Source organism: Cupriavidus sp. GA3-3, from assembly GCF_000389805.1.
Lineage (GTDB): Bacteria > Pseudomonadota > Gammaproteobacteria > Burkholderiales > Burkholderiaceae > Cupriavidus > Cupriavidus necator_D.
This window is the reverse complement of the sequence record NZ_KB944460.1, coordinates 437,243-459,340: the sequence shown is the minus strand read 5'-3', so window position 1 is coordinate 459,340 and position 22,098 is coordinate 437,243. Positions and strand designations below refer to the sequence as shown.

Genomic DNA, 22,098 nt, shown 5'->3' with positions numbered 1-22,098 from the left:
TGCCAAGACCTATGCTTTGGCCACACGGTCGGCTTGAGAATTGCCCGGAGTCGCCGGTTTCGCCAACCGCATAGGAGAAAGCCAAATGACCACACCCGCGAATTTCAACGGCAAGCGTCCGGTACTGGATCCCGCCGATACGGCCATGCTGCTGATCGACCACCAGAGTGGCCTGTTCCAGACCGTTGGCGACATGCCGATGCCTGAGCTGCGCGCCCGTGCGGCCGCGCTGGCCAAGATGGCGACGCTGTGCAAGCTGCCCGTGATCACGACGGCATCCGTGCCGCAAGGCCCGAACGGCCCGCTGATCCCGGAAATCCACGAAAACGCCCCCCATGCCAAATACGTCGCGCGCAAGGGCGAGATCAACGCCTGGGACAACCCCGACTTCGTCGCCGCGGTGCGTGAGACCGGCAAGAAGACCCTGATCATCGCCGGCACCATCACCAGCGTGTGCATGGCATTCCCGTCGATCAGCGCGGTGGCTGACGGCTACAAGGTGTTCGCGGTGATCGATGCGTCGGGCACGTATTCCAAGATGGCGCAGGAAATCACCCTGGCGCGCGTCGTCCAGGCCGGCGTGGTGCCGATGGATACCGCCGCCGTGGCCTCGGAGCTGCAGCAGAGCTGGAACCGTCCGGACGCGCAGGAATGGGCCGAGGTCTACACGCAGATCTTCCCGGCCTACCGCCTGCTGATTGAAAGCTATCTCAAGGCGCAGGACGTCGAGAAGAAGCACGAGGTGCTGGACTCCCAGCGCTGACGCCTTGCCGGTAACGCACGGCATACCCAGGGGTACGCGCGCGTGGCTCAAGCCAAGCGTGCGTACCTTTTTTGTTGACAGGAGCACACCATGAGCAAGCCCTACAAGCGCCTTGACAAGAGCCAGGCCGCCGTCCTGATGGTCGATCACCAGGCCGGCCTGCTGTCGCTGGTGCGGGATATCGAGCCCGACAAGTTCAAGAACAATGTGCTGGCACTGGCCGACCTGGCCAAGTACTTCAAGCTGCCGACCGTGCTGACCACCAGCTTCGAGGATGGTCCCAACGGACCGCTGGTGCCTGAGCTCAAGGCCATGTTCCCTGACGCGCCGTTCATTCCGCGCCCGGGCCAGATCAACGCCTGGGATAACGAGGACTTTGTTGCCGCGGTGCGTGCCACCGGCAAGAAGCAGCTGCTGATCGCCGGCGTGGTCACCGAAGTGTGCGTGGCCTTCCCGGCGTTGTCGGCGATCGAAGAGGGTTTCGAAGTCTTTGTCGTGACCGATGCCTCGGGCACCTTCAATGAAATCACGCGCGATTCGGCCTGGCAGCGGATGTCGGATGCTGGCGCGCAACTGATGACGTGGTTCGGTGTGGCTTGCGAACTGCACCGCGACTGGCGCAACGACATCGAGGGTCTGGGCACGCTGTTCTCGAACCATATTCCGGATTACCGGAATTTGATTACGGCGTACACGACGGTGAAGGGCAGCAAGTAAGCTACGTCCTTCAGCGCTGCCGGTTCGCTCCCTCTCCCGCAAGCGGGAGAGGGAGCGAACAACTGGCGGTTGACTTCTCTCAGGCCTCCTTCACAGTTCCTCGCACCGGCGCCGCAGCGACTTCCGCCTGCGCCGACGCCGACCTCCGGTGGTTGATCATCGACACCGCCCCCACTGCAATCACCGCCGGGATCGCCATCGCCATAAAGTTCTGCTGCAACGGCAACGACATCCCAACCAGCACGCCGATCACGATCGGTGCCAGGATGGCGCCGCTGCGTCCCACGCCGGACGCCCAGCCGATGCCGGTGCCGCGCACCGCCATCGGATAGAACTGGCCCGCATAGGCATAGGTGACGATCTGCGTGCCGATGGTGGAAGCACCTGCCAGGCCCACCACGACGAACAGCGCTGCGCTGGGCATCGGGTAGCCCAGCAGCGTGATCGACACTGCCGCCAGCGTGTACATGCCGATCAGCACATGCTTGATCGGCAAGCGGTCGGCCAGCCAGCCGCCGCCGATGGCGCCGAGCATGGCGCCGAAGTTCAGCACCAGCACGAAAGTCAGCGCCGAGCCCAGGCTGTAGCCTGCGCCGGCCATCAGCTTGGTCAGCCACGAGCTGAGCGCGTACACCATGAACAGGCACATGAAGAACGCCACCCAGAACATCACCGTGCTGAAGCCGCGGCCGTCCTGGAACAGGCGGCGGATCGGCGCGCTGCCGGCCTTGTCGTCCGCAGCCAGCGTAAAGACGTCGCCGGCTTGCGCGCGATGCGACGGCACCAGGCGCGATACCACGGATTGCAGAGCGTCGGTCTGGCCGGTGCGGAGCAGGTAGGGCATCGACTCCGGCAGCGAGCGCAGCACCAGCGGGACCAGCAGCACCGGCAGGCCGGCGGCGAGGAACACCGACTGCCAGCCATAGCTTTCGATCAGTCCCTTGCCCAGCAGCGCGGCCAGCATGCCGCCCACCGAATAACCGCTGAACATCAGCGTCACCAGCGTGCCGCGCAGCTTGCGCGGCGAGTACTCGGTCATCTGCGCCACCACGTTGGGCATCACGCCGCCGATGCCCAGGCCCGCCAGGAAGCGCGTGACGCTGAACGTCACCGGGTCGCTGGTAAAGCCCGCCGCCGCGGTGAAGACACTGAACAGCACGATGCAGATGGCGATGGCGCGCCTGCGGCCGATGCGGTCGGCCACGGTGCCGAGGAAGATCGCGCCGAACATCATGCCGAACAGCGCCGAGCTGACCATGAAGCCGGCGCTGGTTGCGGTCACGCCCATCTCTTTCATGATCGACGGCAGGGCGATGCCGGCCACGGCCAGGTCGTAGCCGTCGAAGATGATGATCAGCGCACACCAGAACAGGATGAGCGCATGGAAGCGGTTGAAGCGGGCCTCGTCGGCCAGCTTGTGGACATCGATCTGACGCATGGTTTGTCTCCGGTATGGTGGTATGACGGGGCGGGCGGCGTTGCCGCTCACGCCGCCGCGACGGCGCGCTCTGCGGCGGCCTTCAGTTCGCGTTCGCGCAGCATGAAGCGCTGGATCTTGCCGGTGGCGGTCTTGGGCAGCGTATCGACGAACTCGATCGCGCGCGGGTACTTGTAGGCCGCCAGCCGCTCCTTGACGAAGGCCTTCAGTTCGCCGTCGCCAAGCTGCGCGCCCGCCTTCAGCACCACGAAGGCCTTGGTCTTGACCAGTCCTTCATGGTCGGGTACGCCGATCACCGCGGCCTCCAGTACTGCCGGGTGCTGCACCAGCGTGGCCTCGACCTCGAACGGCGAAACGTAGATGCCGCTGACCTTGAGCATGTCGTCGCTGCGCCCGGCGTAGCTGTAGGTGCCATCCGGGTTGTGCACGTATTTGTCGCCGCTCTTGGTCCAGCCGCCGCGGAAGGTCTCGCGCGACTTCTCGCGGTTGGCCCAGTACATCAGCGCGGCGCTGGGGCCCTGGATATAGAGGTCGCCGATCTCGCCGTCGGGCACCGGGCGTCCTTCTTCGTCGCGCAGCTCGATGGCGTAGCCCGGCACCGGCCAGCCGGTGGTGCCGTAGCGCACCTGGCCGGGGCGGTTGGACAGGAAGATATGCAGCATCTCGGTGGAGCCGATGCCGTCGATGATCTCGCAGCCGAAATGCGCGGTGAAGCGCTGGCCGATATCGGCGGGCAGGGCCTCGCCGGCGGACGAGCACAGCCGCAGCGTGACCTCGGCGCGCTGCGGCAGCGCCGGCGAGGCGAGCATGCCGGCGTATCCTGTCGGCGCACCGAAGAACACCGTTGGCCGGTGTTGCAGCCAGCGGCGGAAGGTGGCCTCGGGTGTGGGCCGCTCGGCCATCAGCACCACGGTGGCGCCCACGCTGAGCGGGAAGCTGAGGCCGTTGCCCAGCCCGTAGGCGAAATACAGCTTGGCCGCAGAGAAGCAGACGTCCTGCTCCTGCAAGCCGAGCACCGGGCCTGCATAGAGCGCCGCGGTCCAGTACGGGTTGCCGTGGCTGTGCACCACGCCCTTGGGCTGGCCGGTCGAGCCGGACGAGTAGAGCCAGAAGCCGGGGTCGTCGCAACTGGTGGCGGCAGGCGCCTGCAACGGCGTTTGCGCGGCAAGCAGCGCATCCAGCGCCGTCATGCCATCGGGCAGAGGCTCATGCGCACGGGACACGAACACTTGCCCGACTTCATGCCCCGGACGGGCCAGCGCCTCCTGCAGCACGGGCAGCAGCGCGGCCGACACCAGCACAGCCTGCGCGCGGCTGTGCTGCAGCATATAGCTGTAGTCGTCGGCGGTCAGCAGCGTGTTGACGGCCACCGGGACGATGCCGGCGTACATCGCGCCCAGGAAGCAGACCGGCCAGTCGCTGCAGTCGTGCATCAGCAGCAGCACGCGTTCCTCGCGGCGGATGCCGGCGCCGAGCAGCGCCGCGGCCAGGCGCCGCACCTGCTGCGCCAGTTCGCCGTAGGTGAGCTGGCCCTCGTCATCGATATAGGCGACCTTGCCGGCGCGCCCGGCATTGCAGCCGAGCAGGTGCCCGGCAAAGTTGAAGGACGTGCCGGGTGGCCGGACGGGTGGTTCTGCGGGCGTGGCGGTCATGGGTGTCTCCCCGTTGCTGGTGTACGGTGTGCCGCGCGCCGCCATGCGGACGTGGCGGCGCGGTGAAGCGGGTTGGCTTGAACGGTCAGGCGAGTTCGTCGAGCACCGCGGTACTGGCCTGAATGGCGCTGCGCCGGTGATAGAAGTGCAGGGCGCGCAGTCCGCCCAGTTCCTCGCCGCCGCCGGCGCGGCCGGGGCCGCCATGCAGCGATTGCGGCATGACGTTGCCGTGGCCGGTGTGCAGCTGCGCCACGTCGGGCGAGATCACATGCACGCGGCCATGGCTGTCGGCCAGCTCGACGGCGGCCGCACCGAGCGCGGCCGCGTCGCTGCCATAGAGCGATGCCACCAGCGAGCCCTGTCCACGGCGCACGAGTGCCAGTGCGTGGGCGGTATCCCGATAGGGCAGCAGCGTGGCCACCGGCCCGAACACTTCGGTGTCGTGCACCGCGGCGGCGGCGTCCGCATCGGTCACGCCCAGCAGCGTCGGGCCGATGCAGCAGGCCACGGCCGGATCGGCATCGACCAGCGCCTGCTGCGTGCCGTCATGCAGCACCTGTGCGTGCTTGCGCAGGGTTGCCAGCCGGTCTTGCACGGCGTTGAACTGCGCACGGCTGACCAGCGCACCCATGCGCACCGTATCGTTGCGCGGGTTGCCCACGGTCACTTTCGACAGCCGTGCGCCGATCGCCTCGGCGGCCAGGCCATACAGCGCTTCAGGCACGAACACGCGCCGGATCGCGGTGCATTTCTGGCCGGACTTGACCGTCATCTCGCGCACGACTTCCTTCGCCAGCAGGTCGAAGGCGGCGGTATCGGGGCCGTCCTGCGGCAGCAGCACGGCGGAATTGATGCTGTCCGCTTCGATATTCACGCGAACAGAGCGTTGCGCGATGGCGGGATGCGAGCGGATCACCGCGGCCGTATCGGCCGAACCGGTGAACGACACCACGTCAAAGGGCTGCAACTGGTCCAGCAGGCCGGCCGAGCTGCCGCACACCACCGACAACGCGCCGGCCGGCAGCGCCCCGGCCTCGACCACGTCGCGCACCATGCGCTGGGTCAGCCAGGCGGTGGCGGTAGCGGGTTTGACGATCACCGGCACGCCGGCCAGCAATGCCGGCGCCGCCTTTTCCCACAATCCCCAGCTCGGGAAGTTGAAGGCATTGATAAACAGCGCCACGCCGCGCGTCGGTACCAGCACGTGCTGCGACTGGAACAACGGGTCCTTGCCCAGCCGCACGGCCTCGCCATCCGGCAGGTAGTGCCGGTCGCCGAGCGCATCGCCCAGCCTGGCGTAGGTGCCCAGCGTGAAGATGCCGCCGTCGATGTCGACCGCGGAGTCGTTCCTGACGGTGCCGCTGTTGGCCGTGGCGATGTCGTAATAGGCATCGCGATTGGCCTGCAGCACCTTGACGATGTCAGCCAGCAGCGCGGCACGCTGGCGATAGGTCAGCGCGCGCAGGGCCGCGCCGCCCTGTTCGCGGGCAAAGGCGAAGCCGGCAGCGAGGTCCAGCCCGGTGGCGTCAACGCGCACCAGTTCGTCGCCCAGCACCGGATCGAACAAGGGCGTGCCGGCACCGCTGCCGGCCTGCCACTTGCCGCCGAGGTAGTTGGATAGCAATTCAGTCATCGGGAATCTCAGCGCGTGAAGTCGATGCGGCCTTCCGGCAGCAGGTAGAGCACCAGCGCGCGGCCGTTGCTGACGGTGGGGCGGTGGGCGCTGCCCGGCGGGCATACCAGCCAGCCGGCGGGGCGGCCGTCGAACTGCGCGTCGCCCTCGAGCGGCATGATCAGGTCGATCTCGCCGTTGGGATGGGTGTGATGCGGGCCGGCAATGTCCTGCATCTCGACCACGTCGACGGAAAAGCCGTGCAGGTCGTCGGCCGGCTTGAAGATGCGGCCGTAGCGGATGCCGCCGCCTTCGCGGTCGCACAGCCAGCCTTCGGCCACGCCGGCCTGGCAGGCGTCCTTAAGTTGCTGGTAGGTGGGGCTGCCGGCGCCGTGCTCGGCATTGAGCCAGGCATCGAGTGCGGCATCCAGCGGACGGCCTGCCAGTTGCGCGGTGAACTGCGCGATCTGGCTGCGGAATTCTGTGGGGGACATAGTGGGGGGCTCCGTCTGGTTCGCCAGTTGCCATCACTGGCTTCATGCATTATTGTGCATGTATGAAAAATAGAGCCGCGCCGAAATCATGTCAAGCACTATATTGCATGAATCTGGGTTAACCCCGGAAGTTGACCTGCATCATGATTCAGATGCACGTGCTGCCAACGGCAATGACAAGAACCCGTTTCTGGTCGCGCTGGGCGAGCGTGTGCGCGAGTTGCGCGCCTGCCGCGGCCTGACCCGAAAGGCCGCCGCGCAGGCCGCCGGCGTGTCGGAGCGGCACCTGGCTAACCTGGAATACGGCAGCGGCAACGCTTCCATCCTGGTGCTGCAGCACATTGCCGATGCGCTGCAGTGCTCGCTGGCCGGGCTGCTGGGCGACATCACCACGTCGTCGCCTGAATGGATCCTGTTGCGCGAACTGCTGGAGCACCGCGACGAAGCCACGCTGCGGCGCGTGCGCATTGCCGTGGGCGAGATGCTCGGCACGGGTGGCGAGAATGCCGGCCAGGCTGCGCGCAGCCCGCGTGTGGCGCTGATCGGGCTGCGCGGCGCCGGCAAGAGCACGCTGGGCGGGATGCTGGCCGAAGACCTCGACTTCCCCTTTATTGAGCTGAGCCGCGAGATCGAGAAGTTTGCCGGCTGCAGCATCTCGGAGATCCAGGGCCTGTATGGCATGAACGCCTATCGCCGCTACGAGCGGCGCGCGCTGGAAGAAGCCATCCAGATCTATCCCGAGGCCGTGATCGCCACGCCCGGCGGCCTGGTCTCTGATCCGGCCACCTTCAACCTGTTGCTGGCCCACTGCACCACAGTCTGGCTGCAGGCGGAGCCGGAAGACCATATGGAGCGGGTGCGCGAGCAGGGCGACTTCCGCCCGATGGCGGCCAGCAAGGAGGCGATGGAGGACCTGCGCCATATCCTGGCCGGGCGCGCGGCCTTCTATTCCAAGGCGGAGTTCTCGCTGGACACCAGCGCTCAGCCGCTGGAACCCACATTTGCCGCGCTGCGCGAGCTGGTACGCCAGGCCTTGCGCATGCCGTTGTGACGGCAGGGGCGCAATAACCCGGCATCAGGAGCGGTGACCCGCATCTCTTGAAAGATCTGCACAATAGTGCTTGCAGGAAATCTGATTGATGAACTATAGTTCGTGTTATCAGATTCCTGTTCATGCATGATAGTGCAGTTTCGCAGAGGAGACACCGCCGTGACCACCGCCCCCCGCGTCGATTACCAGACCGCCCCCGCCCAATACAAACACCTGAAGCTGACGTTCGACGGCCCCGTCGCCACGCTGGCGGTGGACATCGACGAGAACGCCGGCCTGCGCCCCGGCTACAAGCTCAAGCTCAACAGCTATGACCTCGGCGTCGACATCGAACTGAACGACGCGCTCAACCGCGTCCGCTTCGAGCACCCGGAAGTGCGCACCGTGGTCGTCACCAGCGGCAAGGACAAGGTGTTCTGCTCCGGCGCCAATATCTTCATGCTGGGCGTCAGCAGCCATGCGTGGAAGGTCAACTTCTGCAAGTTCACCAACGAGACCCGCAACGGCATCGAGGACTCGTCGCAGCACAGCGGCCTGAAGTTCCTGGCCGCGGTCAACGGCGCGTGCGCCGGCGGCGGCTATGAACTGGCGCTGGCCTGCGACGAGATCCTGCTGGTGGACGACCGCTCGTCGGCCGTGAGCCTGCCGGAAGTGCCGCTGCTGGGCGTGCTGCCGGGCACCGGCGGCCTGACCCGCGTGACCGACAAGCGCCATGTGCGCCATGACCTCGCCGATATCTTCTGCACCACCACCGAAGGGGTGCGCGGCCAGCGTGCCAAGGACTGGCGCCTGGTCGACGATATCGCCAAGCCCGCCGTGTTCGCGCAGAAGGTGCAGGAGCGCGCGCTGGCGCTGGCCGCGCAGAGCGATCGTCCGGCCGATGCGCAGGGCGTGGCGCTCGAGCCGATCGAGCGGACGATCGAAGCGGATGCGCTGCGCTATATGCATGTGACGGTCGAGATCGATCGCGCCGGCCGTACCGCGACCTTTACCGTGAAGGCACCCGTCGGTGCGCAACCGCAAAGCATCGAGGAGATCGTCGCCGCCGGCGCCGCCTGGTACCCGCTGCAACTGGCACGCGAACTGGAAGACGCGATCCTGTCGATGCGCACCAATGAACTGGACATCGGCACCTGGCTGATCAAGACCAGCGGCGACGCCGCCGCGGTGCTGGCCACCGACGCCGCGCTGCTGGCGCACAAGGACCACTGGCTGGTGCGCGAGACCATCGGCCTGCTGCGCCGCACGCTGAGCCGCCTGGATGTGTCGTCGCGCAGCCTGTTCGCGCTGATCGAGCCGCAATCGTGCTTTGCCGGCACCTTCCTGGAACTGGCGCTGGCCTGCGACCGCAGCTACCACCTGGCGCTGCCGGACGACGAGGAGCGCGCGCCGAAGATCACCGTGGCGGAAGTCAATTTCGGCCTGTACCCGATGGCCACCGGCCAGAGCCGGCTGGGCCGCCGCTTCTACGACGAGCAGCCCGCGCTGGACGCGGTGCGCGCCAAGGCCGGCCAGCCGCTGGATGCCGATGCCGCGTATGCGCTGGGCCTGGTCACCGCCAACCCCGACGACATCGACTGGACCGACGAAGTGCGCATCGCGCTGGAAGAGCGCGTGGCGATGTCGCCCGATGCGCTCACCGGTATGGAAGCCAACCTGCGCTTCAACGGCCAGGAAAACATGTTCACCCGCATCTTTGGCCGCCTGACCGCATGGCAGAACTGGATCTTCCAGCGCCCCAACGCGGTGGGCGACAAGGGTGCGCTCAAGGTCTACGGCAAGGGCGACAAAGCCGCCTTCGACTGGAACCGCGTCTGATCCAGCCTTACACGACAACCGAATCGTCCCCTGAAGGAGACCACAATGTCCGGCATCAACTACAGCGACAAGATCCCCAACAACGTCAACCTGAGCGAAGACCGCACCCTGCAGCGTGCGCTCGAGCAATGGCAGCCCAACTACCTGAGCTGGTGGAACGACATGGGGCCGGAAGGCTCGCACAGCCATGACATTTATCTGCGCACCGCGATCAGCGTCGATCCGCAGGGCTGGGCTCACTTCGGCCACGTCAAGATGCCGGACTACCGCTGGGGCATCTTCCTGAACCCGGCCGAGGCCAACCGCAAGATCCATTTCGGCGACCACAAGGGCGAAGACGCCTGGCAGGACGTGCCCGGCGAATACCGCGCCAACCTGCGCCGCATCATCGTGACGCAGGGCGATACCGAACCGGCGTCGGTCGAGCAGCAGCGCCACCTGGGCCTCACCGCCCCCAGCATGTACGACCTGCGCAACCTGTTCCAGGTCAACGTGGAAGAGGGCCGCCACCTGTGGGCGATGGTCTACCTGCTGCACAAGTACTTCGGCCGCGACGGCCGCGAGGAGGGCGAGGCCCTGCTGGAGCGCCGCAGCGGCCAGCAGGACAATCCCCGCATCCTGCAGGCGTTCAATGAACAGACCCCGGACTGGCTGTCGTTCTTCATGTTCACCTACTTCACCGACCGCGACGGCAAGTTCCAGCTGTGCGCGCTCGCGGAAAGCGCCTTCGATCCGCTGGCGCGCACCACCAAGTTCATGCTGACCGAAGAAGCGCACCACATGTTCGTGGGCGAGTCCGGCGTGTCGCGCGTGATCCAGCGCACCTGCCAGGTGATGAACGAACTCAAGACCGACGATCCCGCCAAGCTGCGCGCGGCCGGCGTGATCGACCTGCCGACGCTGCAGCGCTACCTGAACTTCCACTACAGCGTCACCATCGACCTGTTCGGCGCCGATGAGTCGAGCAACGCCGCCACCTTCTACAGCACCGGCCTCAAGGGCCGCTACGAAGAAGGCAAGCGCATGGACGACCACGTGCTCAAGGGTCAGACCTACCGCATTCTGCAGGCGCAGAACGGCCAGCTGACCGAGAAGGAAGTGCCGATGCTCAACGCGCTCAACGAAGTGCTGCGCGACGACTACATCAAGGACAGCATGGGCGGTGTGGAGCGCTGGAACAAGGTCATCGAGAAGGCCGGCATCCCGTTCCGCCTGAAGGTGCCGCACAAGGCCTTCCACCGCAATATCGGCGCGCTGGCGGGTGTCAAGGTATCGCCGGACGGCCGCGTGATCTCCGACGCCGAATGGCGCGACTTCCGCGACCAGTGGCTGCCCAGTGAAGGCGACCGCGCCTTTGTCGCCAGCCTGATGGGCCGCGTGGTCGAGCCGGGCAAGTTCGCCAACTGGATCGCGCCGCCGGTGATGGGTATCAACCGCCAGCCGGTGGATTTCGAGTACGTGCGGTTCAACTGAGCCACGGCCTTACCCATTGCTCCCTGTTTGCTCCCCTCTCCCGCTTGCGGGAGAGGGGCCGGGGGAGAGGGCAGGCGCGTCCATAAAGCGCCGCTGCAACAACGACCCTCACCCCGAAACGCCCCTGATCCTGTGGAGACCGCCATGGACATGGCAGAAATTCAAGTCATCAAGCAGCACCTGATCGATCCCGAGATCTGCATCCGCTGCAACACCTGCGAAGCGACCTGCCCGGTGGGCGCGATCACGCACGACTCGCGCAACTACGTGGTCGATGCCGACAAGTGCAACCTGTGCATGGCCTGCATTTCCCCGTGCCCGACCGGCTCGATCGACAACTGGCGCGCCATGCCGAAGCTGCGCGCCTACAGCATCGAAGAGCAACTCAGCTGGGACACGCTGCCGGAAGAGCTGACGCCCGAGCAACTGGCCGACCTGGCGCCCGGCGCCGAGCTGCAGACCGCCGCGCCGGAGATTCCCGCCGCGTCGCCGCTGGCCGGCACCGGCGAAGACGCCGTCAACAGCGCCCGCTACGGCGCCACCGTGCCGCCGTGGTCCGCCGCGCATGCCTACACCAACCTGTATGGCGCCAAGTCCGCCAACAAGACCATCACTGCTACCGTGACCGGCAATGTACGCGTGACCGAAGTGGGGCGCGAGTACGACACGCACCACATCGTGCTGGACTTTGGCGCGACCCCGTTCCCGGTGCTGGAAGGCCAGTCCATCGGCATCGTGCCACCGGGCACCGACGCCGGCGGCCGCCCGCACCATGCCCGCCAGTACTCGATCGCCAGCCCGCGCAACGGCGAGCGTCCCGGTTACAACAACCTGTCGCTGACCATCAAGCGCGTGCTGCAGGACCATGACGGCAACCCGGTGCGCGGCGTGGCCTCCAACTACATGTGCGACCTGAAGGTTGGCGACAAGGTGGAGGTGATCGGCCCGTTCGGCGCCAGCTTCCTGATGCCGAACCACCCGCGCTCCAACATCGTGATGATCTGCACCGGCACCGGCAGCGCGCCGATGCGGGCCATGACCGAATGGCGCCGGCGCTTGCGCAAGGCTGGCAAGTTCGACGGCGGCAAGCTGATGCTGTTTTTCGGGGCGCGCACGCAGGAGGAACTGCCGTATTTCGGCCCGCTACAGAACCTGCCCAAGGATTTCATCGACATCAACCTGGCGTTCTCGCGCACGGCGGGGCAGCCGAAGCGCTACGTGCAGGACCTGATGCGCGAGCGCGCGGCGGACCTGGCAGCGTTGCTGGCGGGTCCCGATACCTGCTTCTATGTGTGCGGGCTAAAGAGCATGGAAGAGGGCGTGGTGCTGGCGCTCAGGGACGTCGCGCAGCAGGCGGGGCTGCAATGGGAGGCGCTGGCTGAAGGGTTGAAGCGGGAAGGGCGGCTGCATCTGGAAACGTACTAGATGCAGCCGCGGGCGCGAACCCCTCAATCCGTATCCTGCTGCGCCTTGTGTTTCGATGCCATCTTGTCCTGCTGCGCCGGCGGCACGTTGTCGTAGTGGCTGAACTGGATGGTATAGCTGCCGTGGCCGCCGGTGATGCTGTTCAGCCGTGACTGGTAGTCGTTGAGCTCGGACAGCGGCACCTGGCCGGCCACCACCACGGCGTTGCCGACCGCGGTGCGCGTGCCGTGGACCTGGCCGCGCTTGGTTGAGAGGTCGCCGATGATGTCGCCCATGGCTGTGCCCGGCGCCGTCACCTCGATGTCGACGATCGGTTCCAGCACGCTGGGCCTGGCCTTGAGCACCGCGTCGATAAAGGCCTTGCGCCCGGCGGTCGCGAACGCGACTTCCTTGGAATCGACCGGATGGCTCTTGCCGTCATACACGGTCACGCGCACGTCCTGCATCGGGAAGCCCGCCAGCGGGCCGCTGTCCAGCACCTGGCGGATGCCTTTTTCCACGGCGGGAATGAACTGGCCGGGAATCGCGCCGCCTTTGACCGCATCGACAAAGTCGAAGCCCTCGCCGCGCGCCAGCGGCTCCACGCGCAGCATCACTTCACCGAACTGCCCGGCGCCGCCGGTCTGCTTCTTGTGCCGGTGATGGCCCTCGGCCTTGCCGCCGATGGTTTCGCGATAGGCAATCTTGGGCGGGCGCGTCACCACCTCCAGCTTGTATTGCTCGGTCAGCCGCTCCAGCGCGCAGCGCAGATGGAATTCGCCCAGGCCGAACACCACGGTCTCATTGGTGCCAACCGGATGCTCGACGCGCAGGCACGGGTCTTCCGCGCTGAGCTTGTGCAGCACTTCGGCCAGGCGCTGCTCGTTGCCGCGCCGCGCCGGTTCGATCGCCAGCCCGTAGATGGGAGTTGGGAACTCCAGCGGCGTCAGGTGGATATTGCCGTCCTCGGTGGCGTCGTGCAGCACGGCATCGAAGCCCAGTTCGTCGACCTTGGCCACCGCGCAGATATCGCCCGGGCCGGCCCGCGGGATCTCCTGGGTCTCCTTGCCCTGCAGCCGCAGCAGGTGCGCCACCTTGAACGGCTGGCGCCCGTCGCCGATATAGAGCTGGCTGTCGCGCGTGACCGTGCCCTGGTGGATGCGGAACACCGCCAGCTTGCCGACATAGGGGTCGATCACCACCTTGAAGACATGGGCCAGCACGTGCTTGTCAGGCACGGGCTCGGCGCGCACGGCCTTGCGGTGTTCGCTGCCATCGCCCGTATCGCGATAGAACAGCGGCGGATTGCCTTCAGTCGGGTTGGGCAGCAGTTGCACGAACACGTCGAGCAGTTCCGTGATGCCGGCGCCGGTGGCGGCCGAGGTAAAGCAGATCGGCACCAGGTGGCCTTCGCGCAGCGCGCGCTCGAATGGCGCGTGCAGCTGCTCCGGCGTGATCGCCTCGCCTTGTTCCAGGTACAGCTCCATCAGTTCGGGATCGATCTCGATCACCTGGTCGATCAGCGCATCGTGGGCGGCGGGAACAGATAAAAAATCCGACTCGCCGGCCGGATTGAAGAAGCAGTCCACCACCTGGCTGCCGTTGCCGGCAGGCAGGTTGATCGGCAGGCATTCCTTGCCAAAGGCCTCCTGGATGTCCGCAAGCAGCGCGGGCAGGTCGACCTTGTCGCCGTCGATGCCGTTGACGATGATCATCCGGCACAGCTGGCGCGCCTGCGCCCACGCCATCGCGCGGCGCGTGGTCATCTCGATGCCGGTCTGGGCATTGATGACGATGGCGGCGGTTTCCACCGCCGCCAGCGCGCTGATGGCGAGGCCGGAGAAGTCGGGATAACCGGGGGTGTCAAGCAGGTAGATGCGGGTGTCGCGGTAGTGCAGGTGGGCGGCGGCGGTGGTGAGCGAGCGTTTGTACTTGCGCTCGAGCGGGTCGCTGTCGCACACCGTGGAACCGCGTTCGACGCTGCCGGGCGTGTGCAGGGCACCGCCCTTGTGCAACAGCGCTTCGACCAGCGAGGTCTTGCCGCACCCCGCGTGCCCTAGCAAGGCGACGGTGCGGATGGCATCGGGACTATCGTGCATGGTGGCTCTCGTCCGGCAATGGCTGTCCGGGAATTATTGGCGAAATTCGCCGGAAGCGACATACGCGGATGCCCGACTCGGTGCATTGCCTGACGCAAGATGGCCCGCAAGTGGCGAGGCCGGCGCTCGGTCGGCCTCGTTTCGCGTGTCGCACGGCATGCCCGCATTGCAGCAAACCGTGCGGTGGTGCGCTGCAGCAAGATCAGCGGCGCACGTCGTCGTGGTCGGTCGACACCGCCAGCGCCTGCCACGCGGCCAGTTCGCTTTCCACCTTGCGGTTCTTCTCGGTGATGCGGTAGACCGTGTCCGAGCCCAGCGGCAGCCGCACTGGCGGGGTTTCGCTGTCGGCCAGGGTCAGCAGGGCTGCCGCCAGCTTGGCCGGGTCGCCGGGCTGCTGGTGGTTGGCCGAAGCCATGTGCTCGCGCATTGCCCCGACCGTATCGGCATATGCGGCGATCTCGGTGCGCACGCGCACCAGCGAGCTGGCATCGAGGAAGTCGGTGCGGAAGAAGCCCGGCTCGACCACGGTGGCGCGGATGCCCAGCGGCGACAGTTCCGCATCGAGCGCTTCGGTCAGGCCCTCCACCGCGAACTTGGTGGCGCCATAGACGCCCCAGCCGGGATACGCGGCGTAGCCACCGATCGACGAAATGTTGAGGATGCGGCCGCTGCGCTGACGGCGCATCTGCGGCAGCACCGCACGCGTCACGGTCAGCACGCCGAACACGTTGGTGGCGAACTGCTGCTCGACTTCCTCTGCGGAGGCCTCTTCGACCGCGCCGAGCAGGCCGTAGCCGGCGTTGTTGACCAGCACGTCGATGCGGCCGAAGCGGGCCACGGCGGCCTCGGCGGCGGCGATGGCCTGCGCTTCGTTGGTGACGTCCAGCGCCACGCCCACCAGGTTATCGTGCTCGCCCAGTGCGGCGGTGATGGTTTCCGGGCGGCGCGCGGTGGCGACGACCCGGTCGCCGCGTGCCAGCGCGGCACGGGTCAGTTCCAGGCCGAAGCCGCGCGAAGCGCCGGTGATGAACCAGACCTTGCTGGCAGCGTTGATGGCGGTGTTGGTGGTGTTGGCGGACATGGTGAATCTCCTTTCAGGGTGCTCGGTTTGACTGCGATGTCTGATGGCGGGGGCCACGGAGACAAATTTAGGCAGGCAACGCCCACAACACTAGGCGGTGCAATCGCGTTTCAATGACAACTATTAGTTTTGAATGGAAGTCCGGCGCGTCGATTGAGAAAGCCTCAACCGTATGGCAGACTCCCCGGCATGGACAAACTGCCCCCACTGAACGCGTTGCGCGCCTTCGAGGCCGCCGCCCGGCACCTCAGCATCACCACGGCCGCCGAGGAGCTGCATGTCACCCCCGGCGCCGTCAGCCGCCAGATCCGCGCGCTGGAGGACGGGCTGGGCGTGCAGCTGCTGCATCGCGGCCACCGCCAGATCTCGCTCACGCGCACCGGCGAGGACTACTACCGCGCCGTGACCAGGGCGATGGACGACCTGCGCGAGGCCACGCGGCGATTGAGCAAGCGCGCCAAGCGCAAGCAGCTGAAGGTGCGCGCCTACACCACCTTTGCCATGCGCTGGCTGATCCCGCGGCTGTCGAGCTTCCATGCCGCCAATCCCGGCATCGAGGTGCTGCTGACGGCGTCGCTCGATCCGGTCGACTTCCGCAAGGAAGACATCGACGGCGCGATCAGGCTGGGTGACGGCAAGTGGAGCGGCGTGAATACCTACCGGCTGGTGTCGAACATCCTGGTGCCGGTATGCAGCCCGGGGCTGCTGGAGGGCGGGCCGAAGGTGAAGAAGCCCGCCGACCTGCAGCACCAGACCCTGCTGCACTCGATCGCGCGGCCCGACGATTGGGCCCACTGGCTCAAGGCCGCGCGCGCCGACAAGGAGGTCGATGCGCGCAGCGGCATGACCTTCCAGAGCTCGGCCATGGCCTATGCGGCCGCGGCAGAAGGGCAGGGCTTCGCGATCGCGCAGCGCTTCCTGGTGGCGGCGGATCTCGACGCCGGCCGGCTGGTGGCGCCATTCCGCCAGACTATGGACATGGGCGACTTCACCTACTACCTGCTGACGCCTGCCGATCGCAAGGAGAGCCCGAGCATGGCAGTGTTCCGGCAATGGCTGCTGGCGCAGTTTGACACTCAGGGTTGAGCGCGCTCACGATGCCGCCGCGACCACGTGTCGCTTTTCCTCGATATCGCCGCAGTGGATAGCGCCCCGAGACGACAGCGCGGCGATTTCGTCGCGGCTGTAGCCAAGCTCGCCCAGCACCGCCTGCGTATGCTGTCCGCAAGCTGGTGCCGGCCGCGATGGCAACGCGTTCTCCTGAGCGCTGTTGATCGGGAATCCCGGCATGCGGATCTCGCCCAGCGTGTCGTGCCGGACGCGCTGCACCATGCGGTTGGCGGCCACCTGCGGATGCGCCATGACGTCCTCGTAGGTCGCCACGGGGGCGCACAGAATGTCGGCGTCCTGGAGCAACGCCAGCCATGTGTCGGTCGCGCGGGTGACGAAGGCACTGGTCAGCACCTCCACCATTGCCGCGCGATTGACCACGCGCAGCGGTGAAGTCGCAAAGCGCGGATCGTCGGCCAGTTCGGGCCGGCCCAGCACATCGCACAACCGGCGCCAGCGCTCGGGCATATAGGCGGCCACCATGACCCAGCCATCGGCGGTGCGGAAGGCCTGGTTGGGCGCTGAGTAGGGCGCCGCGCTGCCCACACGTTCCGGCAGTTGCCCGTCGGCGCAGTAGCTGGTGATGGACGACTGCTGCAGCGCCAGCGCCGCATTGAGCAGGTTGACGTCGAGATGGCCGCCCAGGCCGTCGCGGGCCCGCTGCGCGAGCTTCGCCAACACGCCCACGGAGGCCACGTAGCCGGTCATCACGTCGACGACCGGCGCCTGCACCTTGCACGGCTCGCCGTCGGGCAGGCCGATCAGGCTCATCAGGCCGGAATCCGCCTGCATGATGCCGTCGACGCCGGCGCGGCTCGCATATGGTCCCTCCTGCCCGTAGGCGGAGATCGAGCAGTAGATCAGCGCGGGGTGTTCGTCCGCCAGTTGCGCATGGCCAAGGCCGAGGCGTTCCATCACGCCGGGCCGCATGCTTTCCACCACGATGTCGGCACCCACGATCAGGCGGCGGGCCACGGCCACGCCGTCGGCGGACTTCAGGTCGATCGCCACGCCCAGCTTGTTGCGGTTGAAGCCGTGAAACAGCGCGCTGTCGTCGCCGAGCCAGCCGGGCCCCAGCCCGCGGCCCATCTCACCGCCCGGCGGCTCCACCTTGATGACCCTCGCGCCCATGTCGGCCAGCAGCATGGTGCAGGTCGGCCCGGCGCCGATCTGCGTGAAATCGATGACGGTCAGGCCGTCCAGTGCGTCGCGCAACATGTCATGCCTCCGGTAGGGTGCGGGATCGTTTGAACGTGCCTTGCGCGGTCGCCACCAGCACGCCGGCATCGGTGGTCAGCTCCGCCGAGGCGAAGTACAGGCTCTTGCCGGCGCGGGTGAGTTGCGCCGTGGCGCGCAGCCGGCCCGTGCTGGCCTTGCTGAGATAGCTGATCGTCAGCATGACGGTGACCGCGTGGCCGAGCGTGCCGTCCGGGCCGGCGGGCAACCCGGCGTAGCCGCAGGCGGCGTCGAGCAGCGTGGCGGTGACGCCGCCCTGCACGCTGCCCTGCCGGTTCAGGTGGCGTGGCTCGAGGTCGAGCTCGAAGGTGCAGCGGCCGTCGCCGACGCTGGCCAGGCGGATGCCGAGGTAGTCCAGCAGCGGGTTGTCGGTTGACGGCACCGTGGCGGGATGCATGTTCATAAGGCCACCTTGATGCCGTTGTCCTGGATCAGCCGCTGCCAGCGCGCCATTTCCTTGCCGATATAGGTCTTCAGCTCGGCCGGCGACGACGCCTGCGGCTCGAAGCCTTGCTTTGCCATCTGCTCGGCGATGTCAGGCGATTTCAGCGCGGCCACCAGTGCGGCGTTGAGCTTGTCGACCACTGGCTTCGGCGTCTGCGCCGGCGCCAGCAGGCTGTACCACAGCTCGGCGTCGTAGCCGGCGATGCCTGCTTCCGCAAAGGTCGGCAGGTCGGGCATGAGCGCGGTGCGCTTCTTGCCGGCGATGCCCAGCGCGCGCAGTTTGCCGGCGCGCACATACTGGATCGCCGAAGCAAAGGTCGCGAACGAGATCTGCACTTGCCCGCCCATCAGATCGGTGATCGACGGCCCGGTGCCGCGATAGGGCACGTGCAGCAGTTCGGTCTTGTTGAGCCTGGCAAAGACTTCACCGGCCAGGTGCTGGGGCGTGCCGTTGCCCGGGCTGCTATAGCTGAGCTTGCCGGGATTGGCGCGGGTGTACTGGATAAAATCCTGCAGCGTGCGGAACGGCTGGTCGGGGTTGGCGACCAGCATGATCGGCACTGACGCGATCCGCCCCACCGGCTCGAAGTCGCGTTCGATGCTGAACGGAATCTTCGTGCCGAGAAACGGGTTCATCGTCACCTGGCTGGATGCGATCACCAGCGTATAGCCGTCCGGCGCCGCGTGGGCGACATAGTCGGCGCCGAGATTGCCGCCCGCGCCGGGCTTGTTCTCGATCACGACGGTCTGGCCCAGCAGCTTGCCCATCTTCGGCGCGATCAGCCGCGCGAGGATATCGTTGCCGCCGCCGGGGGCGAACGGCACCACCAGCGTAATCGGTTTTTGCCTGGGGAAGGGCGCCTGCGCGGCGGCGCCCAGCGCCGTGGCTGCCAGCATGCCGGCCAGCGCCACGCGTGCGAATCGGGTAATGCGGGTCATGGTCTGTCTCCTGTCTGTCTGTTTGCGAACGCTTAGCGCCCGGTGTAGCGGGGCTCGCGCTTCTCGGCGAAGGCCTGCCGGCCTTCGGTGCGGTCCGCGGTATCGCGCAGCACGCCCCAGTAGAGTTCGGTCAGTTGCTGGGCGTCGGCTTCGCTGAGGTGGCTGGTCTGGCGCGACAGCTTCTTGACGGCCTGCACCGCCAGCGGCGCATTGGCGGCGATGCGGGTCGCGATCGCCAGCGCACGGTCGAGCAGCGTGGCAGGCGCCACCGTCTCGGTGACCAGCCCGATGCGCGCGGCCTGCGCCGCGTCGATTCGCTCGCCGGTCAGCACCATCTGCATCGCATGCGCCGCCGGCACGGCCTTCAGCAGGCGATGCAGGCCCGAGACAGCGGGGATTGACCCGACCGCGGCTTCGGGCAGGCCGAAGCTCGCTTGTTCTGACGCGATCCGCGCATCGCATTGCAGCGCTATCTCAAGCCCCGCTCCAAGGCAATGGCCGTTGACCGCCGCGATCAGCGGCTTGAACAGGCCCAGGTCGGTCAGGTCCATCAGCCGGATATAGAGCCCCAGGTCGGCGGCCTGCTCCGGCGCGCGGAACAGTGCTTCCGGATAGGTCGCGGGCGAGCTGCGCGTGCCTTTCAGGTCGGCGCCCGCGCAGAAGGCGCGCGTGCCGGCGCCGGTCAGCACCGCCACGCGCAGGTCGTCGCGGTCGCGCACTTCGATGAGGTGCGCGCGCAGTTCGCGCAGCGCGGCCACGTCCAGCGCATTGAGGGCATCGGGCCGGTCGATCGTTAGCACGGCGACCGCGCCTTCGGTGTGGAGTCGTACGGTCATGGCTTGCCTCCTTACACGCTTGGCGACGACAGGCTGCGGCCGCCACAGACATAGAGCACCTGCCCGGTCACGTAGGACGACTGCGGGTCGAGGAAGAAGCTGACCGCGTTGGCGATATCGTCGGCGGTGCCGATGCGCTGCACCGGGACCGACTTCTGCAGCCGGGCCTGCACGTCGGGCGCGAAGCCGCGGAACAGCGGGGTATCGACGATGCCCGGCGCCACTGCATTGACGGTGATGCCCTTGCTCGCAAACTCGATCGCCAGCGAGCGCGTCAGGCTGACTACGCCGCCCTTGGCCGCGGAGTAGTTAGCCTGTCCGAATCCGCCCAGCCACGCCCGCGACGAGATATTGACCACGCGCCCGTAGCCGCGCTCGACCATGCCGGGCAGCGCCGCGCGGCAGCACAGGAACTGCGAGCGCAGGTTGGTATCGATGACCAGGTCCCAGTCGTCGTCGGTCATCTTCAGGAAGCGCATGTCGCGCACGGCGCCGGCGTTGTTGACCAGGTAGTCGACGCGGCCAGTGCGCGCCTGGATTTGCGCGAAGGCATCGTTGACCGCGGCCGAGTCGGTCAGGTCGGCACTGGCGCCAAAGGCGTTGAAGCCCTCGGCAACCAGCGCACCGACGGCGGTATCGAGCGCGGCGGCGTCGCGGTCGAGCAGGGCCACGGCCAGCCCCTGGCGGGCCAGTTGCGTGGCGATGCCCAGGCCGATGCCGCGCGCTGCGCCGGTGACCACCGCCACATGGGAAGGATCGAAGCGTTGCGTGCCCATCTCAGACTCCCAGCAGGTGGACGGAAGAAGCGGCGTGGTCCACGCCCGCGATGCCGCCGCCGGTGCATTGCGTCAGGCCGATGCGGGTATCCGCCACCTGGCGTTCGCCGGCGCGGCCTTGCAGCTGCCACAGGATCTCGACCATCTGCGCCACGCCGGTGGCGCCCAGCGGATGCCCCTTGGCCAGCAGGCCGCCGCTCGGGTTGACCGGCACGCGCCCGCCCAGGCGCGTCGCGCCGGACTTGAGCAGCGCCACGGCATCGCCACGCGGCGCCAGGCCGAGGGCTTCGTAGTAGAGCAGTTCGGCGATGGTGAAGGCGTCGTGCAGTTCGACCACGTCGACGTCCTGCGGGCCGAGCCCGGCCTGTTCGTAAGCCTGGCGCGCGGCGCGCGCGGTGATCTCGGCATCGAGGATATCGTCGTCGGCCTCCTCGCGCATGCCCGACACCACTACAGACGACAGCACCTTCACCGGCCGCGCCTGCGCCGGCCGGCGCGTGCTCAGCACCACCGACGCCGCGCCATCGACCTGCGACGGGCAGCACTGCAGCAGCGTCAGCGGGTCGGCGATCATGCGCGAGGCCAGCACTTCCTCGACCGTGGTGGTCTTGCGCTGCTGGGCATACGGGTTCAGCGAGCCGTGGTAGCGGTTCTTCACGGCCACTTCAGCGAGGTCGGACGGATTGGCGTCGCGCTCGTGCAGGAAACGCGTGCCGCGCATCGCATACACCGCGGGCAGTACCATGCCGGACTTCGCATAGAGGTCGGTCTTGTGGTCATTGCGCTGCAGCGGGATGGTGCCGCCGCCGAGCGCGGTCAGCTGCTCGATGCCGAAGACCAGCACCGTGTCGTATTGCCCGGCCAGCAGCGCGTGCCGTGCCAGGTGCACGCCGGTGGCGCCGCTGGCGCAGGCATTCTCGACGTTGTAGACCGGGATGCCCTTGAGCCCCAGATCGCGCACGATCAGCTGGCCGAGGATCATGCCGCCCAGGACGTTGGCGCAGTAGACCGCCTGGATGCGGCCGGCCGGCACGTCGGCATCGGCCAGCGCCTTCAGGATTGCCTGTTGCGCCAGCTCCGGCGCCAGCACGCCGGGGTGCCGGCCGAACGGCGTCATCGCGCCGCCATGGATGTAGATGTCCTGCATCTTGCTTA

At 67.2% G+C, this 22,098-nt stretch carries 19 protein-coding genes; 7 read left to right on the top strand and 12 right to left on the bottom strand.

Features of this window, described 5'->3' with window-relative positions:
• Window positions 1-85 precede the first annotated feature (85 nt).
• Window positions 86-763, top strand: a complete 678-nt coding sequence (locus C265_RS02080; RefSeq protein WP_010812837.1) for an isochorismatase family protein — start codon at window positions 86-88, stop codon at window positions 761-763.
• A gap of 90 nt (window positions 764-853) precedes the next feature.
• Window positions 854-1,480: an isochorismate family cysteine hydrolase YcaC gene (gene ycaC, locus C265_RS02075; RefSeq protein ID WP_010812838.1), complete on the top strand. Its 627-nt coding sequence runs from the start codon at window positions 854-856 to the stop codon at window positions 1,478-1,480.
• Between the two features lie 79 nt (window positions 1,481-1,559).
• Here the strand turns inward: ycaC and C265_RS02070 are convergent, their stop codons facing one another.
• The 4 genes from C265_RS02070 to C265_RS02055 all read right to left on the bottom strand — a co-directional run bounded on the left by C265_RS02070 (window position 1,560) and on the right by C265_RS02055 (window position 6,676).
• Window positions 1,560-2,918, bottom strand: a complete 1,359-nt coding sequence (locus tag C265_RS02070) for an MFS transporter (protein WP_010812839.1) — start codon at window positions 2,916-2,918, stop codon at window positions 1,560-1,562.
• Between the two features lie 47 nt (window positions 2,919-2,965).
• Entirely contained in the window at window positions 2,966-4,570 is a 1,605-nt protein-coding gene (locus C265_RS02065; RefSeq protein WP_010812840.1) for a benzoate-CoA ligase family protein, read from the bottom strand.
• Window positions 4,571-4,655: 85 nt separating this feature from the next.
• A complete protein-coding gene (locus tag C265_RS02060) occupies window positions 4,656-6,203 on the bottom strand; it encodes a 3,4-dehydroadipyl-CoA semialdehyde dehydrogenase (protein ID WP_010812841.1) in 1,548 nt (515 codons plus the stop codon).
• 8 nt (window positions 6,204-6,211) lie between these two features.
• Window positions 6,212-6,676, bottom strand: a complete 465-nt coding sequence (locus tag C265_RS02055; RefSeq protein WP_010812842.1) for a DUF4863 family protein — start codon at window positions 6,674-6,676, stop codon at window positions 6,212-6,214.
• 88 nt (window positions 6,677-6,764) lie between these two features.
• On the opposite strand from C265_RS02055, the gene C265_RS02050 reads away from it, so the two are divergent.
• From C265_RS02050 to boxA, 4 genes are all read left to right on the top strand, one after another.
• Window positions 6,765-7,727: a helix-turn-helix transcriptional regulator gene (locus tag C265_RS02050; RefSeq protein WP_010812843.1), complete on the top strand. Its 963-nt coding sequence runs from the start codon at window positions 6,765-6,767 to the stop codon at window positions 7,725-7,727.
• 159 nt (window positions 7,728-7,886) lie between these two features.
• On the top strand, window positions 7,887-9,545 hold the full coding sequence (boxC, locus tag C265_RS02045) for a 2,3-epoxybenzoyl-CoA dihydrolase (RefSeq protein ID WP_010812844.1): 1,659 nt from the start codon (window positions 7,887-7,889) through the stop codon (window positions 9,543-9,545).
• A gap of 45 nt (window positions 9,546-9,590) precedes the next feature.
• Window positions 9,591-11,018 carry a benzoyl-CoA 2,3-epoxidase subunit BoxB gene (boxB, locus tag C265_RS02040; RefSeq protein WP_010812845.1) on the top strand — a complete coding sequence of 476 codons (1,428 nt, stop codon included), beginning with the start codon at window positions 9,591-9,593 and terminating at the stop codon, window positions 11,016-11,018.
• A gap of 144 nt (window positions 11,019-11,162) precedes the next feature.
• The gene (gene boxA, locus C265_RS02035; RefSeq protein WP_010812846.1) at window positions 11,163-12,443 is read left to right on the top strand and encodes a benzoyl-CoA 2,3-epoxidase subunit BoxA; all 1,281 of its coding nucleotides are present in this window, start codon (window positions 11,163-11,165) and stop codon (window positions 12,441-12,443) included.
• A 23-nt stretch (window positions 12,444-12,466) separates the two neighbouring features.
• On the opposite strand, the gene fusA is transcribed toward boxA, so the two are convergent.
• Window positions 12,467-14,521, bottom strand: coding sequence for an elongation factor G (fusA, locus tag C265_RS02030; protein ID WP_010812847.1), 2,055 nt, complete (start codon window positions 14,519-14,521; stop codon window positions 12,467-12,469).
• Window positions 14,522-14,723: 202 nt separating this feature from the next.
• The gene (locus C265_RS02025) at window positions 14,724-15,602 is read right to left on the bottom strand and encodes an oxidoreductase (protein WP_010812848.1); all 879 of its coding nucleotides are present in this window, start codon (window positions 15,600-15,602) and stop codon (window positions 14,724-14,726) included.
• A gap of 189 nt (window positions 15,603-15,791) precedes the next feature.
• Here C265_RS02025 and gcvA point away from each other — a divergent pair, with 189 nt between their 5' ends.
• Window positions 15,792-16,688 carry a transcriptional regulator GcvA gene (gene gcvA, locus C265_RS02020; protein WP_010812849.1) on the top strand — a complete coding sequence of 299 codons (897 nt, stop codon included), beginning with the start codon at window positions 15,792-15,794 and terminating at the stop codon, window positions 16,686-16,688.
• A gap of 6 nt (window positions 16,689-16,694) precedes the next feature.
• Here the strand turns inward: gcvA and C265_RS02015 are convergent, their stop codons facing one another.
• From C265_RS02015 to C265_RS01990, 6 genes are read right to left on the bottom strand one after another with little or no spacing between them, the layout of a single operon-like run.
• Window positions 16,695-17,930 carry a CaiB/BaiF CoA-transferase family protein gene (locus C265_RS02015; protein ID WP_010812850.1) on the bottom strand — a complete coding sequence of 412 codons (1,236 nt, stop codon included), beginning with the start codon at window positions 17,928-17,930 and terminating at the stop codon, window positions 16,695-16,697.
• A gap of 1 nt (window position 17,931) precedes the next feature.
• Window positions 17,932-18,351, bottom strand: coding sequence for a PaaI family thioesterase (locus tag C265_RS02010; RefSeq protein ID WP_010812851.1), 420 nt, complete (start codon window positions 18,349-18,351; stop codon window positions 17,932-17,934).
• Entirely contained in the window at window positions 18,348-19,331 is a 984-nt protein-coding gene (locus C265_RS02005) for a tripartite tricarboxylate transporter substrate binding protein (protein WP_010812852.1), read from the bottom strand. The genes C265_RS02010 and C265_RS02005 overlap by 4 nt, the downstream gene beginning before the upstream one ends.
• 32 nt (window positions 19,332-19,363) lie before the next feature.
• Window positions 19,364-20,167: an enoyl-CoA hydratase/isomerase family protein gene (locus C265_RS02000; protein WP_010812853.1), complete on the bottom strand. Its 804-nt coding sequence runs from the start codon at window positions 20,165-20,167 to the stop codon at window positions 19,364-19,366.
• Window positions 20,168-20,178: 11 nt separating this feature from the next.
• Window positions 20,179-20,943: an SDR family NAD(P)-dependent oxidoreductase gene (locus C265_RS01995; protein WP_010812854.1), complete on the bottom strand. Its 765-nt coding sequence runs from the start codon at window positions 20,941-20,943 to the stop codon at window positions 20,179-20,181.
• Window position 20,944: 1 nt separating this feature from the next.
• Window positions 20,945-22,090: a thiolase family protein gene (locus C265_RS01990; protein WP_010812855.1), complete on the bottom strand. Its 1,146-nt coding sequence runs from the start codon at window positions 22,088-22,090 to the stop codon at window positions 20,945-20,947.
• Between the last annotated feature and the right edge of the window lie 8 nt (window positions 22,091-22,098).

Coding starts and splice junctions, on each gene's coding strand:
- C265_RS02015 (WP_010812850.1), bottom strand. CDS start 17,930: ATGTTGCGCGACGCACTGGACGGCCTGACCGTCATCGATTTCACGCAG.
- C265_RS01995 (WP_010812854.1), bottom strand. CDS start 20,943: ATGGGCACGCAACGCTTCGATCCTTCCCATGTGGCGGTGGTCACCGGC.
- C265_RS02000 (WP_010812853.1), bottom strand. CDS start 20,167: ATGACCGTACGACTCCACACCGAAGGCGCGGTCGCCGTGCTAACGATC.
- C265_RS01990 (WP_010812855.1), bottom strand. CDS start 22,090: ATGCAGGACATCTACATCCATGGCGGCGCGATGACGCCGTTCGGCCGG.
- boxB (WP_010812845.1), top strand. CDS start 9,591: ATGTCCGGCATCAACTACAGCGACAAGATCCCCAACAACGTCAACCTG.
- C265_RS02050 (WP_010812843.1), top strand. CDS start 6,765: ATGTCAAGCACTATATTGCATGAATCTGGGTTAACCCCGGAAGTTGAC.
- C265_RS02010 (WP_010812851.1), bottom strand. CDS start 18,351: ATGAACATGCATCCCGCCACGGTGCCGTCAACCGACAACCCGCTGCTG.
- C265_RS02060 (WP_010812841.1), bottom strand. CDS start 6,203: ATGACTGAATTGCTATCCAACTACCTCGGCGGCAAGTGGCAGGCCGGC.
- fusA (WP_010812847.1), bottom strand. CDS start 14,521: ATGCACGATAGTCCCGATGCCATCCGCACCGTCGCCTTGCTAGGGCAC.
- C265_RS02025 (WP_010812848.1), bottom strand. CDS start 15,602: ATGTCCGCCAACACCACCAACACCGCCATCAACGCTGCCAGCAAGGTC.
- C265_RS02005 (WP_010812852.1), bottom strand. CDS start 19,331: ATGACCCGCATTACCCGATTCGCACGCGTGGCGCTGGCCGGCATGCTG.
- boxA (WP_010812846.1), top strand. CDS start 11,163: ATGGACATGGCAGAAATTCAAGTCATCAAGCAGCACCTGATCGATCCC.
- ycaC (WP_010812838.1), top strand. CDS start 854: ATGAGCAAGCCCTACAAGCGCCTTGACAAGAGCCAGGCCGCCGTCCTG.
- C265_RS02065 (WP_010812840.1), bottom strand. CDS start 4,570: ATGACCGCCACGCCCGCAGAACCACCCGTCCGGCCACCCGGCACGTCC.
- C265_RS02070 (WP_010812839.1), bottom strand. CDS start 2,918: ATGCGTCAGATCGATGTCCACAAGCTGGCCGACGAGGCCCGCTTCAAC.
- C265_RS02080 (WP_010812837.1), top strand. CDS start 86: ATGACCACACCCGCGAATTTCAACGGCAAGCGTCCGGTACTGGATCCC.
- gcvA (WP_010812849.1), top strand. CDS start 15,792: ATGGACAAACTGCCCCCACTGAACGCGTTGCGCGCCTTCGAGGCCGCC.
- C265_RS02055 (WP_010812842.1), bottom strand. CDS start 6,676: ATGTCCCCCACAGAATTCCGCAGCCAGATCGCGCAGTTCACCGCGCAA.